Below are 13,708 nucleotides of genomic sequence, written 5' to 3'. Positions count from 1 at the left end.
TCATTTCTTATTTAAGAATACTAGATATCAAGCAAACAATACATTGAATAATTTTTCGATTGAGTGTCAATTTATTCGTTTTTTATACTGCTTTTCTAGTACATTTACCAACAATCCCATTTAAAAACCTCCGCCTCCCCCAAAAGTAGTAAATAATCTCATCAAACCTCTGCGTTCCTCCGCACTTCCCTCAGCGCTCCTCTGCGTTTAAAAATCCCCCTTTCACCTCCCGCAACAGCGATATTGCTTGCCTATACAACACCAAATTCACCTCATGAACCTCAACTCTTTTTCCAATCCCTTTTAACAGCGTCAAAGTCAACTCCCCCCCCAAATGTTCGCGGAATTCAGTCAAACCCCGAAACAAACAATTAATATCTTCCAATTGTGATAAATTCTGGGCCAGTTCAGGCACATACAACGTGAAACCCAACGCCAATAAAGTATTTAATATTCGTTGCCACTCCGAACAATCCAGCAATCCTAGCAAATAGGAATAAGTACTATCCAAAGCGATACCGATCGCAACTGCTTCGCCATGACGCAACCGATAATTTGTTAAATGCTCCAGTTTATGAGCCGCCCAATGTCCAAAATCTAGGGGACGAGACGAACCCATTTCAAAAGGATCGCCGCCATTGGCAATATGTTCTAAATGCAACTGGGCGCAACGATAGATAACCTGTTGCATGGTATCCATATCTCGCCGCCTCAAAGCTGCGGTGTGAGAGTGGATAAAATCAAAAAAGCTAGCATCCTTAATCAGCGCCACTTTGACTGCTTCTGCGATCCCAGAACGCCAATCGCGATCGTCTAGAGTTGTCAAGAACGCAGAGTCATTTATAACTGCATAAGGTGGCGCAAATGTGCCGAGAAAGTTCTTTTTACCAAAGGCATTGATGCCGTTTTTGACGCCAACCCCAGAATCATTTTGCGCTAACACCGTTGTTGGCACCCGAATTAGACGAATTCCCCGGTGAGCAGTTGCGGCTGCATATCCTACCAAATCTAACACCGCCCCGCCCCCGATCGCTAATATGTAAGAGTGGCGACATAATCCGGCGGCTTCAATCTGTTGCTGGATTTGCTCTACTAAAGTGTGATCGTTTTTGGCAGCTTCTCCTCCCGAAATTATCATCGGTTCAGCTGCGATCGCTAGTACCTCTGCATAAAACTTGGTATACGCGACTAATTGCTTCACCAATTCAGGTTGATACTTTAATATTCCTGCGTCTATCACTGCAACTAATTTCTTCGGCTTTGTCTCCTCATCCGCACCAATCACTTGGGCTAAGGTGGGATTTTTCAACTCAAATAAATTTTGGGTGAAGTAAACTTCGTAGTTAAAAGTAACCGAAACACGTTGATGAATTAATCTACTTTTTTGCTTGATGTCAACTATCATATTTTTGCAGGTATATCTAAAAGTGCAGCACTATTCAAAGTTTCCAGGAACACCTCTACCGAGTGAGAACCATTTACCTTAACTTTGTCATTGATCACGAAGAACGGTATGCTGTTGATGCCATTTAACCGAGCAAATGTTGATTCAGCAATAACTGCATCACTCACCACACGATCGTTTAATTGCAATTTTAATTCGCTAGTATTCATCTGATACGCTGTACCAATGGCAATAATAACGTCAATATTTCCAATATTCAAACCGTCTTCAAAGTAAGCTTTATAAATAGCTTCGACGACATCGTTTTTTACGTTTGCAGGTGCAAGTGCAATCAGTTGATGAGAAAGCTTAGTATTGACAGCCAAACTGATTTTGTCAAAATCTAGTTTAACTCCAGCCGCCTCACCTGCACGTTGCGTACTATCAAATATCTGTTGTATTTCTTCCGCTTTCATACCTTTTCTATTTTGCATAAAGCTGCGAAATTCGTATCCCTCCGCAGGAACAGTATTGTCCAAAAGGAAAGGATGCCAGCGGATATGTACTTCTTGTTCTTGCTGTTGTGCCAGTGCATCAAACAGATGTTTTTTCCCAATTCTGCACCAAGGACAAACGGTATCGTGAAAGATGTCTATCAGCATATTTTTATTTATTTAAATGCTAATATTTGTATGCATCTGTGGTTGAAAATCTCGTTGGATAACCATCGGATTTAAAGGTTGTATAAAAGTGTTGATTTTATCTTCAAAAAAACTTTGAGCCTTTTCAAATTCTTGAATTAATGCGTCTCTGTCTTTCATTGCTACTAGTTTCGCCAAACGGCTGTAAGTATCAGCTAAAAAGCTAATTGCATCACACCTTTCTTCTGTAGCTAGCATAATATCCACACATAAGTGAGGGTTTTGAGAAAACAAACGTTTAACAATGTCAATTTCTTGACGGTAGTTAGGAGTTGACATTGTTAAAGTCTGCTCTATATCGATTTTTTCTTGTGCTAAGAAAACGCCAAGACTAAATCTACAGAAATGTTGCGTTGCTTGAATAATCACCATCATTTGATCGTGTTCTTCAGGCGGACAAACAATTAACTCTCCACCCTGACTTTTAATAAAGTCTAAAAACCATTCAAATGAATTATCGTTTCGACCTGGACACACCACCACTTTTTGTCCAAAAAACGATTTTACATTTGGCCCAAACATTGGGTGTAAACCCATGACTGGGCCGGAATGGTGTTCGAGCATTGCTTGAGTTGGCTGTGTTTTAATACTCGTAATGTCACACAAAGCAGTAGTTGGGGCCAGGTATTTCGCTGCACGCTTGATAACATCAACTGTATGTTCAATAGGAACGCTGACTAAAACTAATTCTGCCTGACTTAACAGTTGATCTGCGTATTCCCAATCTTCAGATTCGAGAACGCTAACATTATTACCTACTAGTGAAAGCTGCTCTTTAAATAATTTTCCCATCCTGCCGCGTCCACCGATGATCGTAATTTGTCGGGGAGTGAGATGATTTGTGGCATATTTAGGAATCAGAGTAGTATAACAACTATTTAGCACACCTGCCCAAACAGACTCAGGAATACCAGCTTCAGCGAGTAGGGGAGCGACATCAGCCAGTTGTTCATCTAGAGAAGGTTGTTCTGATGCTGCTAATAATGATATGCGATCGCTCAATAAGGCAATCAAACTTTGGTCAGTTTTTTTAAGCTGATCTGAATAAGAGGATTTCAAAGGCATTTTTCCTATTTTCAAATATCAACAAGTGATTCTTTAGAACTCATTTCAGGCAAGATATCCAAAGTTGTTGCTCTTTTGGCAATTACATCAGCAAATAACTCTTCATACCGATCTAGCGCTTGCTCAAAGGAATAGTTTTCTACAGCAAACTCTCTCCCTTTGTGCCCTAATTGCGCTGCTAATTCTGGCTGATTATATAAATCCAATACCGCAACGGCCAAAGCATCTGCTGACTCCGGCTCAACGATAATACCGCCGCCACTTTCTCGGATGGCTTTGGCAGCAGTACCAGTGGCTGGAACTGAACCGACAATTGGGCGACCACTAGCTAACAGTAGTGGTATTTTAGAAGGCATATTGAAGGAAATCACATTGCGCTTTTGCACAATCAACCCGATATCAGCGGCTGCCAACATTTGGGGTAGTTTTTCTCGCGGTTGCAATGGTAAAAGCAAAACGTTATCTGCCTCACAAGCAAGACAATGTTTTTGCAACCTTTCGAGAGCTTGGGATTCTCCGGCTACGACAAAGACAATATCATTAAGATGACGCAAGCGAGCGGCTGTTTCTATTACTGTCTCCAAACCTTGGGTGAGAGCAATATTACCTGAATAAAGCACTACAAATTTACCATCAAGTTTATGGGTAGCTCTCCAAGAGTTATTCTCCTGCGGTAGAGGGCGGATAAAATTTAGATTCACCCAATTTGGAATGCAGGCAATTTTATTAACAGGTACACCTTTATTGATTAAATTATCTACAAAGCCATCGGCAATCACGCTAATGGTATGTGCAGTTCGGTAGGCAAATTTTTCTAGGGCTTCCAGAGCGAGAATCATCAACTTATTTTTAATTAGCCCAATACGCACAGCAGCTTCCGGGAGGATATCTTGCACATTCAGCACAACTGGGCAGTTGTATAGCCAACTTATTAAGGTTGCAGGTAAGCAAACTAGTAACGGTGGCACTGTTAAGAGAATTAAATCAGGTCGCTCGCCCTTGAGGGCTTGTGGCAAACTCGTAAAAACAAAGCTCAACTCTAGCAGTAGCCTGTCTATAAGATTAGGTTTAGACTTAATCCGCAGGTAACTACGCCCAATGGTGACACCATTTTTTTGTTCAGTAACGTATAACTTCCCTCGATACCCGTCGTAAATCTGACGCTGAGGATAGTTAGGCATACCTGTGATTACCCGCACTTGATGCCCTCGCTTTACCAGCCCTTCTGCTAGTTCAGTCATCAAAGGTGCAATACCAATTGGCTCTGGATGATAATTGTATGAATAAATCAGAATTTGCATGAACTCTTAATTTCCTGGAAGCACGTTGATAATGTTGGCTTTATTGTGTTATCCAGCTTTTATCTCCCTTGTTCCAGATTTAATAACCTGAAATTTTCGTAGAAACTTTTGTACGGTGTGTTACCGCCGAGAGTACGGCACCAAATTTATTGAGATGGTGCGTTAGCTAAGGGCATAACGCACCCGACGAAACTTTTTAATTACGAATTACGTTAGCGTAGCCTATTACAAATTAGTAATTATTTTGCAGTTCCTTCTCTAAACTGAAGACTGGCTTTTGTTGCCCACGTTTCCGCAATGTAACGGTAGCAGCCCCAAGTCCCAGTAATGCTAAACCCAATGCTGAACTAGGTTCAGGTACTTTCCTTGTGCCTTCTACGTTTAACACTTGGACGCGACCTTGGAAGAAATCGCCCACATAAAGCTTGCCATCTTTGAGGCTTGTACCACCCGTCCAGTTAAATCTGCCTGGTGTGAGGTCGAGGGGATTACCAAATGGGGGGTCAGTTAATCCTGGAGGTGGAACTGGGTTGCCTGATGCATCTAGGGCTGGTTGACCGTAGGAAGTCAAGAAGTTACCGTTTTTATCAAATACCTGAACGCGGCTGTTGATAGAATCAGCGACATAAACATTCTCTTGGTCGTCCACTTCGATGCCAATTGGCTGAAGAAGCTGCCCAGGTGCGCTACCTGCTGAACCAAATGTGTACAGAGGTTTACCATTTGGATCGAGTACCTGAACGCGGTTGTTATACTGGTCAGCTACAAAGATATTTCCACTAACTGGGGAAATTCTTGTACCTGCTAGACCTTGGAATTCTCCAAGTGCAGTGCCAGTGGTGCCACCAATGACACCAATTTGCTTTCCGTCTGATGTGAATTTAAGGATTCTTTCGCCGTTAAAATCACCTACGTAAACGTTACCAGTTTTGTCAAATGTTACACCCGATGGCCCAAAGAAAAATCTACCTGGTATGAGAGGGGTAAATTCTCCATTTGCAAAGGATCTAATAAAGTTACCCTGAGAATCGAATTGATTGATGCGATTGTTGTAAACATCACCTGCATACAAATCCCCTGTTACGGGATTAAAGTCTACAGTTGTTGGCTCATCAAACTGTCCGGGTCCTGTGCCGCCGGAGCCAATTGCTCCAATATACTGACCGCTTGGACTAAATTTTTCAATTTTGTCACCGAGGTTGTAGTTAGGAGTACCATCCGGGTTAACACCGCGTCCGTTAGATATAAGGGTATTTCCTTGGTTATCCACCGCTATGCCTTGGGGAACAAACAGTTGCCCAGGGCCGAAGCCAGGACTGCCGATACTTCTGTCGTAAGTTAATGTTACAGCCTTGGCTTGGGCTGCTGTTGCCAACACCATGAATCCGGTACCGAGAATGCCGATTGATAAATTTTTGACTAATCCCATGAGTTTTAAGTCCTGGTTGTATGAGGTATACTCGTTCCTAGACTAATTTCGTTCCCCGTCCTAGTTTGGGAACCTTGAAATTCGGGCTGCTGCCTCTGATTGAAAATGCAACTTTCTCTATGAGGCAGCAGCCTATTCTGTAAGCATTGCCAGATCAGGAATTAGACAGTCTCTGCTTTGGTTAGCAACTCTTCATCCAACTTTTCTGGGCGTTTGCGCTTGGCGATCGCAGTAGTTGCGCCTACACCAGCAAGTGCTAGTAAACCGAATACTGAACCAGGTTCGGGGACTTTTTCGACAACGACACCATCCACCCGAACAACCTCTCCTAGTCTTGGGCCAACACCGCGATTGGTAATATAAATCTTGCCATCAGGGCCAATATCAATTCCATCAGCCGAATCTAGCCCTTGACCTGCGGCAACAAGTGTTGTGCGAGTGCCGTTAGGAGCAACTTGGATCAGAGAACCAGGTAGATTTGTGATGTCACCGCCTAACTGGGACTTGTCGCTGAACTGTAAAACCAGCAAATCACCTTTGTCATCAAAGGTTAGGTCAGTGATGTGCGTAAACCCATCCAGAAAAACTTCTGGTTTGAGATCGTCGCCAATGCGGAAAATCCGTGATTTACCTTCTGGATAAGGAAAACCTGTATATTCACCAACGTATAAAGCTCCATCGGGGCCAATTGCGCCGCCTGTGGGTACTGATTGAATTGCTGTTTTTCCTCCTGGAAGCTGCTCTAATAGCCCAGGAGGTAATTGTAATCCTGGTGGCAAGTCGGAGTTACTAATGATGTTTTTCGGAATTGCGATCGCCTGGGATTTACTTCCGTCAAGTTTAATTTTGTAAGCAGTGTTCCCGCCCCCGTCAACGACATAAGCATTATCACCATTAACAGTAAGGTCATAGGGGTTGGTAACTACATCCCCTTTGTCTGGATTTTTGGTGATTTCATTCTTGGCAAAGTCAAAAATACTGGTGAGAGCTCCCGTGTTCAAGTCAACTTTGGACAGTTGTGCTAGAAGCGGTGTATTCAAAACTTTATCGGGTGTTGATGGCGGGAAAGTCGCAAGTTGCTGTGGTGGGAGTGGGGATTGCGAACCAAGGTTAAGTGTTGCTAGATCGCGGTTTCCTGGATAACCAGCAAACCCAGTTAGCAGATAAGCATTCCCTTTAGAGTCGAATTGTATGTCTTGAATACCAGCGCCTTGGTTGCCAGTGGGTTGCTCTGCTAAAGACTGAAAGTTATTAAGTAGACGCTGTTTGGTACCGTTTGGTGAAACTTTGACCAGTGAACCGCTATTACCAGCACAGATAGGCTGAAACAAGGTACTCGGAGATGGTTGACAATTTCCGTTTCCGCCGATACCTGGCTCTGCTACGTAGAGACTGCCGTCAGGGCCAAAGCTAGAACCCCGTGCATTACTAATTCCATCAACAATAGTTGTTAATGTTGCAGCTTGTGCAGATGCTGTTCCACAAATAGCAGCAAAACAAAATGTAACAGACCTAAGAGCAAATGACTTGAGTTTCATACCTTTGGAGATTGAGAGTTAAATAATTTGTTTGTGGAAACTTTTATGGTTTTAAAGACAACGAATCGCAGTCTTTAAAAAACGCAGGGCAAATAATCCCTTTATTGAGAGGCAGTGATATTGGTTTGAAACTCTTTATTTGAGCGCCACGACTCTATTTATGGGAGGTTTGGTAGCTCTCTCTTCTTGTGCAACCAACCAACGCCCAAGGCAGCGATCGCTAATACGCCTAAAGCAGAATCAGGTTCAGGAATAGACTTGGTATTCTCAATTTTGAGAACTTGTCCTTGACCAGGGCGATCGCCTCGGTTGGTGACGTATACTGCACCATCAGAACCAATAGTTAAGGCGCTAGGCGACTCTAATCCATTGCCACTCAGAAGAGTTGTGCGTGTGCCATCGGGAGCTATTTTGATTACAGAACCATCAAAATCACCCTTCCAGGCTGACTGATTGGCGTACTGCAAAGCATATAAATTGCCCGCAGAATCAAATTGCAAGTCTGTGAGTTGGGTAAAACCATTGGCGAAGACTGTTGGCTTGCCATCAGCACCGACTCGATAGATTTTTGCTCCACCTTCTGGGAAAGGAAAACCAGTAAATTGGCTGATGTAATAAGCACCATCAGGCCCTTTTGCCACACTTGAGGGTACTGGTTGAGTTGGAAACTGCGATCGCACCACTTCCCCTTGAGATGGCACCTGTGCAGGTTCATTGGATGGGGAATCAGAAGGTGGAAAGACTGGATTCGTCAAGATGTCTTCGGGGAAGGTAGTAATAGCTTGCAAGTTACTACCAGCAGTATTCACACTGAGTAAGTCGTTTGCACCTGCATCAGCTGCAACTAACTTATTGCCATCGATTACGAAACCCAAAGGATTGCTACCGACATCACCACCATCGGGATTATTGGCGAGTTCATAGTTAGCTAAATCTGCAACACTCGTCCAGGAATTGGTATTAAAGTTGGGAGCAATGATTTTACCGAGGTCAGTGTTACCTAAATTGCGATCGCGAAAGGCTGGATTCGCCCCATACCCAATCAGAACATAAGGTTTACCTGTAGCATCAAATTTGATGTCACGAGGGCCACCGGCTCCAGTACCATCTGGTAATGCTAAGGAAGGTAGTCCTGTAAGTATGCGCTCGGTCTTACCTTTCTCAATTTTGGTAACTGCACCACTTGTGCCATAGCATAGAGAATCGCCTTGACCGCTTGCTGGTGGGACACAAGCCCCACTTCCCCCGATTCCTGCCTCTGTAACATAGAGATCGCCATCAGGGCTAAAACTCAGACCTCCGGCATTATATAGACCATCGGCGATTACTGAAAAGGATGCAGCTGAGGCAGCTTTGATTCCAGAAAAAGCGGCAACACAAAAAGTTAGAAAGGTAATAGTAAGTGGCTTGAGTTTCATGTGTTGCAGGGAATTGAGGTAGGAATTTTAAACGCAGAGGAACGCTGAGGGAAGCGCAGAGGAACGCTGAGGTTTTAGTTGGTAACTAGTGATTCTGGAGTTTTTGGTAGATAGCTCATTCCTCGGTCAAATGATTTGAGGTTCCCAGCTTTGGCTTCGAGTAAACGTTTGATGTTCATGCTCTCAGCGCCATAGTCTTCAATTTGAAGTTTGCCGTGGGTGACAGTTCCATCTGTTTTCCAAAATGTAATTCGATGCAAGATAAAACCAGAGGCTTCTGGGTCAGCGAAAGAGTATGCAGTTGGGATCAATAACGCTACAGAACGCTGATAATATTCGTAATCTGGATAAAAATGTTCTTGTTCAAGTAAGTAATATTTACTCAATGAATGAACTCGCACAGAAACTTTCACTTTTTGGTCATATTCATCTTTGAATTCACCTGATTCAGAAGTGATATCACCATTGGGTCGTAGCAAATGTGCCCACTCATCTACATTTTTTAAGTCTTTTAAGTATTCAATGCCGATTTCAATTGGGGCATCAACATAAATGGTGTCTGTATCGATAAAGTGGCTTCCTTTGGCTGCTGAGGTCAGACCAGCTTTGCGTTCTAAGTTACCTTTGAGAGAACGACATTCAGAAGTATGTACTGTATGAATTCCCTGCATAATCATCTGAGTCTGCCGTTTGGGATCGACAAAGCTCAACCAGTGAAAGTACACACCTTTTTCATCTGTTCCCGGCTCGATATAGTCGGTAGGAAACAGCAAAACAGGGTAAACCTGAAAATATTTCTGATACTCTAATCCACAGTGCCACTCAATGCCGTAGAAAAGTGGATTTTCTAGTTTTTTAACATGATAGTAAAGATTTTTGTGATAACCGGATGCAGTTCCAAGCCAGGTATCTTCGTCGATTTGCTCTTTCATCCGGCTATAAAGCGTCCATTCATCCAAGTTCTTTAAGCTGCAAAGGTATTCAAAAGCGCTCTCTGGTGAAGTAGCAATATATGCTGATGTAGCAAAGGTATTTTTTTCCATTGTTCACTCTTTAAGATAATAATAATTAAGCTGCGATCGCTGTAGTCTTAGTTCGTCTACTATTGTTGATCCGGTCTTCTGCTAATCGTCTAGCAGCATCGTTAGTAGTAACTCCTTGCTCTTGAGAAATCTCAAAAATTGCTAATAGCGTGTCATAAATGTTATGCACTTGCTTGAAAGCTTTTTCTTCGTCATAACCAATCATTTCGTTGTAAACATTGATTAGTCCTCCAGCATTAATTACATAATCAGGGCTGTAAAGAATCCCTTTTTTAGCAAGCATTTGACTATGTAGTTGCTCATTTTCTAATTGATTGTTAGCTGCACCAGCAATAATCGAAGCTTGTAAGAAAGGAATTGTATGACTATTAAGAATTCCTCCCAAAGCGCAAGGAGCGAAAATATCTACATCAAGTGAGTAAATTTCGGTTGGTTCTACAACAGTTGCGCCAAAAAGCCGTTTTACTTCTTCCGCTTTTACTGGATCTACATCGCTAACAAAAAGCTGGACATCATGCTCATGTAAGTGACGACAGAGATTTTTACCGACATTTCCTAAGCCTTGAACCGCAACTTTCATGCCATCAAGTCTTTTGCTCTGCCAACGAGATTGTACAGCAGCTTTAATTCCGAGAAAAACTCCTAGTGATGTTATGGGAGCAGGCCCACCAGATTTTTCGGATACTCCAACAACATATTTCGTTTCTTGGCTAATTGTCCGCACATCATCAGGAGTAATATTGACATCTTGTCCGGTAATAAAACGCCCATTCAAACTATCAACAAAACGTCCATAAGCTCTCAATAGATCATCTGTCTTATTTTCAGGATTAGCAATAATTACTGCTTTCCCTCCACCAGCCGGAATGTTCGCACAGGCAGCTTTATATGTCATTCCCCGACTCAGACGAAGTGCATCTTTTAAAGCCGCTTCTTCGTTAATATAAGGCATAAGTCTTGTCGCTCCCATCGCTGGGCCCAAGCTGGTGTCATGGATGGCAATAATTGCCTTAATTTCGGGATTTTTACCATGACAAAACAGAACTTGTTCGTGACCCATTTCTCTAACAGTTTCAAATAGCAGCATCTTGACCTCTCGATATTGGTTGGAATTGTTTAGATAAAGTAATGAACATTACAAACTGTAAAGATATAGACACAAAAACCTTCTGAAAGATTAAGATTGGATGAAGTAAGAAAAAATTTAAAATTCCAGTTTGCTAAAATGTGGTTTTTGGCTGGAATAAGAGAATGGACAAATGAAACACAAAGGGCGCAGAGAGCGCAAAGTTAAGAAAGTTTTAGAGTGTTTTTGCATCAGTACCGTGAATTTTTGAAAGATTGGGATGCTCTCGTGTTTTACTCTCTTCCTTTGCGTGCTTCTCTACGAGACGCTGCCCGATTGCGGTTCGTTAAAAAAATCTTCGAGCCGGAATAGAGTAATGCCTAGAAAAATCTCATTAGATTCCCAGCTTGTAAAATCAAATCATTGGAAATGAAACTTGCTTGACTGCATTTTTTGCGGCACTTGATTTAATTCCTTGTGCTGCCAAACTCTTATTACGTCCACCAGAGGGTGCTGGGCGATCGGCGTCAATCACTACATCAATGAGAAAGGGAACAGTTGATGCGATCGCTTGTTCTAATGCGGCTTCAATATCCGACTCTCTGACGACGACGATCGCTTCTGCTCCCATCCCACGAGCAATCATCGCAAAGTTTGTCGGTGGAAGTGTTGCATCTGCACCCTTTAATCCCAAGATTTTCATCCCTTGATGGCACATGTTGTAACGCGCATCGTTGAGTACAATCCAGATTGCGGGAATTTTGTATTTCACGGCTGTGCTGATTTCGTTATTCATCAGCATTGCTCCATCACCGACAATACCTACAGCCTTGCTTTTGCTCGCCAGTGCTGCACCCAACACTCCGGTGACGGCGTGACCCATTGCGCCGACTCCGGTGCTGACTCGGTAACGATTGGCTTCAGAAAATTGGAGTAGATGAGTTGACCAAGTAAAGGAGTTACCACACTCCGCCATGACTATGGCATCGCTATCTTCAACAATTATTTTTTGAATTGCTGCCATCAATACTTCTGGCCTCACTGGATAATCTACGTCTGGTGCAGGATCAATTGCTTTGTGTTCTGGACGAGGTAGCAGCAAAGCTGTGGAATCAGGAGCATCTGGTAATTGCTGCAATAACTCTTCCACAAAAGCTTTGATATCAGACCGAACTCCGAAAGTTTCAACGTGGGGATAGGCTACACCTGGCACTTCTGGGTCAATATCGACATGGACAAAACCTTCTTTTGGAACTAGCGCCGAACTCCAAAAAGAAGTCGGTTCGCCAAGGCGGGTTCCTAATACGAGTGTGCGTAGTGGAGGTTGCTGTTCCATATAAGTTAAGACGGAAGCATGACCGCCTAAACCTGTGACACCCACAAATTGGGGATGATCTTCAGGGAAGATACCTTTACCACGGGGTGAGCACATGACGGCTGCTCCAGTTTTTTCAGCGAGTTCAAGGATTTCCTCTGCTGCGTCACGCGCACCGAAACCAACCCAGATAGCAAAGGGGCCAGATGATAACAACTCTACAGATTTAGCGATCGCTTCTTTTGAAGCAGTCATCGGAAATGGAGAAATATCTAGTTGAGGTAAGGCTATATCCTCAATTAAACTTGTCTGCACAGCGGTGGGAATACTCAAATGGGCAACAAATCCGCCTGGTTGCGCCATAGCCAGAGCCAATTTACGAAAAATCTGCGGTAGTTGAGCCGCAGATTCAATAGTGATTGCATAGTTGAATAGCGCTCCTGTGGTAAAAATCCCTCCACTTGGCAATGTATAAGTGCTGGTTTCTTGAATAGCCCAACGTCCACGCTGCGGTGCTGAGGTGCAAGCTGATAGTAAAATTACCTTTGCACCTTCCCCACGAGCTGCAAATAATCCGGTGATAGCGTTGGTTATTCCCGGCCCTGCTGTGGTAAAAACTACAGTAGGGCGATTATTGGCAAAGTAAGCTTCAGTGGCTGCAAATGCTGCTCCGGCTTCATGGCGGAAGTTCAATACCTCTATACTGCTATTGGATAGCGCACCCCAAAGGCTGGCCATTGCACCACCTGCGACACCAAAAGCGTAGCTTACTCCCAAATTTTCCAACATCTGAGCGATCGCATCGGCAACTGACAGTGTTGGAGCTATTTCATCGTTTAAAAAAGGCTGAATTTTCCCATTATTCTCCGATTCATCAAGCTGAAGGGAGTCAGACACAGATTCTACATATCTGTTTGCTGCAAGTTCCTTGTATGGCTCAGTGGTGATGGGAGGAGAGTTGGAACCAGTATAATTTTGACTCATTGGTTTCACGTAATTACAGAAAGTTACACAAAGGCTTTTTAGTTTACAATCACAGCGCTAGAAATATTTAATACAAACAACTCTGTTGTTTCTTACAGCTATGACCTAACTTAGTCAATAGTAGAAATGATTGGTCACTGCTGATTGATGCTTATGATGCGCAGTACCAAAAAATTTTTACCGAAAGCATACAACAGTTGAGGCTGTGCTTCTTATGACAAGAATAAAGGAGGCGAAGACGGTTGTGCAATCAAAAATCTTTTGATTTGGGTGTCAAATTTTTCGCTTCTATGGTGATGACTACAGTATTTTAAGTAGATTAGCGGCGAAAAACTAAATGGTGCAAAAGTGTATAAACTTGCAATTAACCCGAAGTTAAGGGTGTCTCAGAATCTTTACAAAGCTTCATATAGCTAAGTTTAATAGTACCGATCTACTTAATAAACCGCCTGGCGAGGTTCTTA

10 protein-coding genes are annotated in these 13,708 nt (G+C 43.0%); all 10 read right to left on the bottom strand.

The features are described 5' to 3' along the window. Positions 1 to 190: 190 nt before the first annotated feature. Positions 191 to 1,405 (bottom strand): 3-dehydroquinate synthase, encoded by a 1,215-nt coding sequence (locus tag HWQ40_RS18255; RefSeq protein WP_292780118.1) that lies wholly within the window; start codon positions 1,403 to 1,405, stop codon positions 191 to 193. Continuing rightward, positions 1,402 to 2,046, bottom strand: coding sequence for a DsbA family oxidoreductase (locus HWQ40_RS18250; RefSeq protein ID WP_292780116.1), 645 nt, complete (start codon positions 2,044 to 2,046; stop codon positions 1,402 to 1,404). The genes HWQ40_RS18255 and HWQ40_RS18250 overlap by 4 nt, the downstream gene beginning before the upstream one ends. 12 nt (positions 2,047 to 2,058) lie before the next feature. Next, a complete protein-coding gene (gene tyrA, locus HWQ40_RS18245; protein ID WP_292780114.1) occupies positions 2,059 to 3,150 on the bottom strand; it encodes a bifunctional chorismate mutase/prephenate dehydrogenase in 1,092 nt (363 codons plus the stop codon). Positions 3,151 to 3,161: 11 nt separating this feature from the next. Continuing rightward, entirely contained in the window at positions 3,162 to 4,451 is a 1,290-nt protein-coding gene (locus tag HWQ40_RS18240; protein WP_292780113.1) for a glycosyltransferase family 4 protein, read from the bottom strand. A 232-nt stretch (positions 4,452 to 4,683) separates the two neighbouring features. Continuing rightward, on the bottom strand, positions 4,684 to 5,880 hold the full coding sequence (gene scyF, locus HWQ40_RS18235) for a scytonemin biosynthesis PEP-CTERM protein ScyF (RefSeq protein WP_292780111.1): 1,197 nt from the start codon (positions 5,878 to 5,880) through the stop codon (positions 4,684 to 4,686). A gap of 161 nt (positions 5,881 to 6,041) precedes the next feature. After that, a complete protein-coding gene (locus HWQ40_RS18230) occupies positions 6,042 to 7,418 on the bottom strand; it encodes a ScyD/ScyE family protein (RefSeq protein WP_292780109.1) in 1,377 nt (458 codons plus the stop codon). Between the two features lie 158 nt (positions 7,419 to 7,576). Continuing rightward, complete coding sequence (locus HWQ40_RS18225; protein ID WP_292780108.1) at positions 7,577 to 8,836, bottom strand: ScyD/ScyE family protein; 1,260 nt, start codon at positions 8,834 to 8,836, stop codon at positions 7,577 to 7,579. A 74-nt stretch (positions 8,837 to 8,910) separates the two neighbouring features. Continuing rightward, entirely contained in the window at positions 8,911 to 9,879 is a 969-nt protein-coding gene (scyC, locus tag HWQ40_RS18220) for a scytonemin biosynthesis cyclase/decarboxylase ScyC (RefSeq protein ID WP_292780106.1), read from the bottom strand. A 25-nt stretch (positions 9,880 to 9,904) separates the two neighbouring features. Then, the gene (gene scyB / locus HWQ40_RS18215) at positions 9,905 to 10,966 is read right to left on the bottom strand and encodes a tryptophan dehydrogenase ScyB (RefSeq protein WP_292780104.1); all 1,062 of its coding nucleotides are present in this window, start codon (positions 10,964 to 10,966) and stop codon (positions 9,905 to 9,907) included. A 394-nt stretch (positions 10,967 to 11,360) separates the two neighbouring features. Further along, complete coding sequence (gene scyA, locus HWQ40_RS18210) at positions 11,361 to 13,244, bottom strand: scytonemin biosynthesis protein ScyA (protein WP_292780103.1); 1,884 nt, start codon at positions 13,242 to 13,244, stop codon at positions 11,361 to 11,363. Positions 13,245 to 13,708 lie beyond the last annotated feature (464 nt).

Origin of the sequence: Nostoc sp. NMS9, from assembly GCF_017114995.1 — a bacterium.
Lineage (GTDB): Bacteria > Cyanobacteriota > Cyanobacteriia > Cyanobacteriales > Nostocaceae > Nostoc.
This window is presented reverse-complemented; position numbering and strand designations above follow the sequence as displayed.

What these genes read in the sequence shown, in the direction of transcription:
- HWQ40_RS18255 (WP_292780118.1), bottom strand. Translation starts at nt 1,405, where the DNA reads ATGATAGTTGACATCAAGCAAAAAAGTAGATTAATTCATCAACGTGTT.
- HWQ40_RS18250 (WP_292780116.1), bottom strand. Translation starts at nt 2,046, where the DNA reads ATGCTGATAGACATCTTTCACGATACCGTTTGTCCTTGGTGCAGAATT.
- tyrA (WP_292780114.1), bottom strand. Translation starts at nt 3,150, where the DNA reads ATGCCTTTGAAATCCTCTTATTCAGATCAGCTTAAAAAAACTGACCAA.
- HWQ40_RS18240 (WP_292780113.1), bottom strand. Translation starts at nt 4,451, where the DNA reads ATGCAAATTCTGATTTATTCATACAATTATCATCCAGAGCCAATTGGT.
- scyF (WP_292780111.1), bottom strand. Translation starts at nt 5,880, where the DNA reads ATGGGATTAGTCAAAAATTTATCAATCGGCATTCTCGGTACCGGATTC.
- HWQ40_RS18230 (WP_292780109.1), bottom strand. Translation starts at nt 7,418, where the DNA reads ATGAAACTCAAGTCATTTGCTCTTAGGTCTGTTACATTTTGTTTTGCT.
- HWQ40_RS18225 (WP_292780108.1), bottom strand. Translation starts at nt 8,836, where the DNA reads ATGAAACTCAAGCCACTTACTATTACCTTTCTAACTTTTTGTGTTGCC.
- scyC (WP_292780106.1), bottom strand. Translation starts at nt 9,879, where the DNA reads ATGGAAAAAAATACCTTTGCTACATCAGCATATATTGCTACTTCACCA.
- scyB (WP_292780104.1), bottom strand. Translation starts at nt 10,966, where the DNA reads ATGCTGCTATTTGAAACTGTTAGAGAAATGGGTCACGAACAAGTTCTG.
- scyA (WP_292780103.1), bottom strand. Translation starts at nt 13,244, where the DNA reads ATGAGTCAAAATTATACTGGTTCCAACTCTCCTCCCATCACCACTGAG.